We start from the raw sequence: 4,762 nt of genomic DNA, 5'->3' as shown, positions 1-4,762 counted from the left end.
GCTAAAGGAGAATCATCTTTAAAGGTGTAAAGCTGATAAACAATGCTTTCATATTGTTCTTGTAGGGCTTTAAAATTTGTTGGAAAGAGATAATTTAAAAAAATACCCACAAATTCTCCAGCCACAATAGAAGCAAGGTCAAGTTTATTTAGCTTAGCATAAGTATAAATAGTATATTTTTGAGTTTGTATATCTATGCTATGCATAAGAGCAATTTTAGATATATTGCTTTCTTGATTAGAGTATATAAATAATTGTTTCATATATTTATCACTCCAATAAATCTTAATTTGTTTTTCATTAAAGTATTCTTTTATCTTTGTGATAAATAGATTTAAACCGGATGTATTTTTTTGTATTATTAAATTGGATTTTATCTCTTGTGCTAAAATCATTTGGATTTTAGTATGAATTAATTCTTTTTCTATTTGCTGCAAGCGTGCTTTTATTATTAAATTAGATTTTATGTGTATATGATATATACTATTCTTTTTTGGAGGTGCAAAAATACCAAGCTGTTCTTTAAAAAATTCTTTAAATCCTTCTTTGTTTATTTTAATACAAGCTTGAATAACATATTCTATTGTTTTTAAAAAATTAAAATCCCACAACATTTGAGCTGTAAAGCTGATAAAAGGACTAGCACTTAATAAAATTTTTAACATCGCATAAGTAAATATTTCAGTTGTTTTTTGTTCTTTTGCCTTATTTAAATATTCTTTTCCATACATCTGTTCCAAAAGCTTTGATAAATCTGATATTTGTTTCTCTATATCCATCCATGCAACAAAAGCTCGTTGCGTTTCTTCGTCTAAATTCATAAATTCTTTAATGCATTTTTGTTCATCTAAATGATACATTTGCTTTAATTTGATTATTTTTTTATCTAATGTATTTGTTGTATCTAAATCTTTTGATAATTCATTAAAAAAATCATCTATAGTTATCAAACTATCATTTTCCACAAAAGAATAATCTTTTTTGTCAAGTATTTTTAATAATTGCGATACAACTTCATATGCTGTAATATTTGTTGGCTCATTATTTACATATATTGGACATTCATCTGTCCATAAAACATAAGTTTCCTCTAAGTATTTTATATATACAAAATTACTGCCTCCATATTTTTTCAAATCCAAATTGATATTTGGAAAAATAAGCTTAGCTTGATACAAGACAAATGAAATGAATAAACATTCCATTAAAGAATAGTTCCCAAATGAAGATTTATCCGATTTTTCAAAAAACTCTTTTTTCAAAAAAGTTAAATATTGATGAGCTATCTTTTTTTCTTTTTCTATGATGGATTCTTTGGCTTCGTTTTGTTTAAAGAATTTTTGGATATAAAAATAAGGAAGCCATTTTTTATCATTTATTTTTTTACTGTAGTCAAAATAAGCTAAAATGTTTATTCGTTCGCAATGTCGTAAATTTTCCGTCTTTTTTACTATTTCTATCATTGGCTCATTTTCTGATATTGCTAATTTTTCTTTAGCTGTTTTTGCGAATTCTGGTAGCTTCTGCGGTGTAGCAACAAAATTTGTTAAATATTTATAAACCTTTTGCATATCTTCATAAGCTTTTTTACTATTCTCATAAGCTTCTTTGGATATTTTCACAAAAGGGCTTAATTGTAAAATATAAGGTTCATTTTCATCTTGTGGCATTTCTATGTTATATTCGCTATAATCTCTTGTGCTGTCATAAGTTTTTTTTGAAGTATCAATATTTTTTTTAATTCTTCTGTATTTATCTTGTATATTATAGTTGGCGATTTCTTGAGTTAAACTTTCACTAAGTCCTGCATTGTATTTATTGGGGATATTTGAAATAATCAAATAATTTTTACTCATTTTAGTTGTATTTAAATCTATTTGTGCATTTTGATTTTTTTGTGCGAAAAATTCAGCTAGTTTACTTGAGTTAAAATTTGGACTTTCTATATAGGAAAAATAAATAAATTGTTTAATATCTTCTTGCAAATTCTTTAAAATAGCATTGTTTTTTAAATACAAATTAGATAATTTTTGCGTTGAAATGAAAGCGAGTAAATTGCTCGATTTTGAATCATTGGGTGTATTTTTATACCTCTTGTCTTTTTGTTCTGGGTTTAAAAAGATTTCACTAAAAATATTTTCAATGCTTTTTATTTCTTCGCTTAAAGTGATTTTATAAGCCAAATTCGAAGCGATATTGCTTTCATCGCTTCCAAGATATAATCCAAAACCACTTAAATCAATAATTTCTTTTTTATTAATAATTAAAACACAAGATAACAAGCGAGAATTAATATAATGAATAAACATAGCACATCTAGTGGCTAAAAATGCGGCTAAAGGCGTTAAAAGTGTGCCATAATCTCTTTGAGCAAATTCATAATACTCGCTTGCAGAACCCATTAAAGAAAATAAACCAGCAGTCAAAATAGCTAATCCTGCCCCACCTGTAAGAACAGCTACCACTGTGGCTATTGCAACACCCGCTATAGCACTTAGTATGATTTTAATTTTTTCATATTCTTTTTCTTCGGCAAGTTTTTTAATGTATTCTAACAACTCATTGATAAATTTTTCATAAGTATTTTTTAAAGTGGGACTTATGCTATTTTTGAAAAAATCCGATTCTATGACATTTCCAATCATTTCTAAAACTTTTTTCTTAAAATCATCAAATTTATCACTGCTTATATCATCAGGATCAATGTTTTCGATTAACTCGTCTAAGGTTGTTATATCTTCAGAATCTTTAGCTAGTTCTTTTAAAGTATTGATAAATTCGATACAAAGATTATTTTTATCTGTATGATAAAAAAGATTAAAATCTTTACCTTGTTTCTTGTCTTGAATTTCTTCTTCTAAGTCTTCTAAATAAACTTTAGTGCAAATTTCACTGCTTGATAAATCTTTTAAATTTACATTTTGTCCAGCATCAAGCTCATTAAGGGTATGGATATTTATTTCTATATTATTGTGATTATCACAAGTTTGTTTTAAAATTTCTAGTATTTCCATAGTCAATATTTGATTTTTAAATAGCATTTTTCTTTGATGAAAATCAATATTTTTTAATATAGCGTGTAAAATAGAAAAATTAGGATAAATAAAATCAATCTGTTTAACTTCTTTATTGTTGATTGTTAAATTTTTAATAGTTTGAATTAACTCTGTTTTAGAACTTATAAACATAAAAGATTCCTTATATAAAGCATTATTATATCATTTTTTATTTGCTAATATTTTTTGTCTCTATTAATCTCTCCTATCCATCTAAGCACATTACCCTTATCATCAATCTCTACTTCTAAATCTTTGTATTTGTTGTAAACTCTAGGTTCTAAAATCTCACGGAGATATTTTGTGCCTTTTTGAGTTCTTGTTACCCATATATTATACCCACTCCAATATCTTGGCATATCCCAAGAAGCAGCACTATGCATTGTACTATGGATCGTTTCTCCTTTTTTAAGTTTGGGTAGAGTATTTGCTGTATATTCTTTGCCTTTATAGATTAAAATATCGTCATAATACCCTTTTAAAAATGCATTAGTATAAAAGAAATTATCTCTAAAATATATCCAAGCTTGATATTTATCTTCTTTATAATAAGATAAATTAGTAGGATAGTCTGTTCTTGTATATTTATCTTCCGATCTTGGAGTAATCCCAAAGTCTATATATCCTGCTAAGAATAGTTGCCCTATAATACTTACATACTCACTATTGTAATTTGGTTTTATGGAATTTTTTAAGTTTTCATCTTCTGTGTAAAACAAAGGACAATCCAAGTCATTAAATTCGCATGCATCCTCAAAAATTGATCCTAAAAAATGATCTTCAAAATATTCTAAAATATCTGTTTTCTTAAGGTTTGGAATTTGTAGAAAAAGCTTTATATCTGATTTTTCATCAAAACAAATACCATCATAACCTAAATTGTAAAATATCTCATCAAAATCAGGGAAAAACGAACCGTATTTATGAATTACTTTACCAATCACCATCTTCTTTTGCCTTATTATGGATTACATTATTTGGTTTTTTATTTCCTATATCTATTGCTGAACCACCAGAATCAGATGTTTTTCTTAATCTTATAATAGTTCCATCATCTAGTTTTCTCATTTTTATACCATTTCCCGCATCTGGCAATATTGTCGTATCTTTTGTAATATCCTCCCAAATCTCTTTTATTTGTTTATTATCCTTGACTATATAGACATTATTATTTTCGATAAATTGTTTATAGCCCATTTTATTTAATTCTTTAGAAGTCTTAAGATTGTATTTATTTTTTAATACCTCTATCACTTCTTTTTTGGTGGCATATTTGGATTTTTTCTTAATAATATTTTTTGCATTTTTAGGATTTTTCACTGCACCAAGCATTGCTAAGGCATCACCGATAATGCTGACATTTTCAAGTGAATTTGAAATATCTTCCACTATACCTTCTAATGGGGTAAATAAAGGCTTTATAGCTCCACTTGATTTATTTCTCCATTCCTCCAAATCATCAAATACTATCTCAATAAACTCCCCACTGCCATCTTGTGTTTGTATTCTTATAACATTATCAGGGATGATTTCTTGAGCATTGTTTTCACTAGAACTTATATTATTGCTTTTTGTAGTGTTTGTGTATTTTGTGCCATTATTTATATTTACATCTTTATTTTTTGCTTTTATTTTGTTTTCACTAACCCCATTTACCACCACAAATTTACAAACATAAAGCTCTTGTTTTCTATCTTCATCTTCTA

The 4,762-nt window shown here is 26.6% G+C and carries 3 protein-coding genes; all 3 read right to left on the bottom strand.

Annotated elements, in window-relative coordinates; translation table 11 throughout:
• Nucleotides 1-3,188: hypothetical protein (locus AJ886_RS08095; RefSeq protein ID WP_070287519.1), on the bottom strand; the 3,188-nt coding region annotated here is incomplete at its 3' end.
• A gap of 44 nt (nt 3,189-3,232) precedes the next feature.
• Entirely contained in the window at nt 3,233-4,003 is a 771-nt protein-coding gene (locus AJ886_RS08090) for a hypothetical protein (RefSeq protein WP_057035600.1), read from the bottom strand.
• On the bottom strand, nt 3,990-4,762 hold a 773-nt coding region (locus tag AJ886_RS10900), incomplete at its 5' end, for a hypothetical protein (RefSeq protein WP_261662878.1). The genes AJ886_RS08090 and AJ886_RS10900, both read right to left, overlap by 14 nt.

The sequence above is a fragment of the Campylobacter sp. BCW_6465 genome, assembly GCF_001762815.1.
Classification (GTDB): Bacteria; Campylobacterota; Campylobacteria; order Campylobacterales; family Campylobacteraceae; genus Campylobacter_D; species Campylobacter_D jejuni.
Note: the sequence above shows the minus strand (reverse complement) of the source record. Positions and strands in the feature narration are given on the sequence as shown.

Excerpts from the sequence above, each read along its gene's own strand:
- AJ886_RS08090 (WP_057035600.1), bottom strand. The coding sequence starts at position 4,003 with ATGGTGATTGGTAAAGTAATTCATAAATACGGTTCGTTTTTCCCTGAT.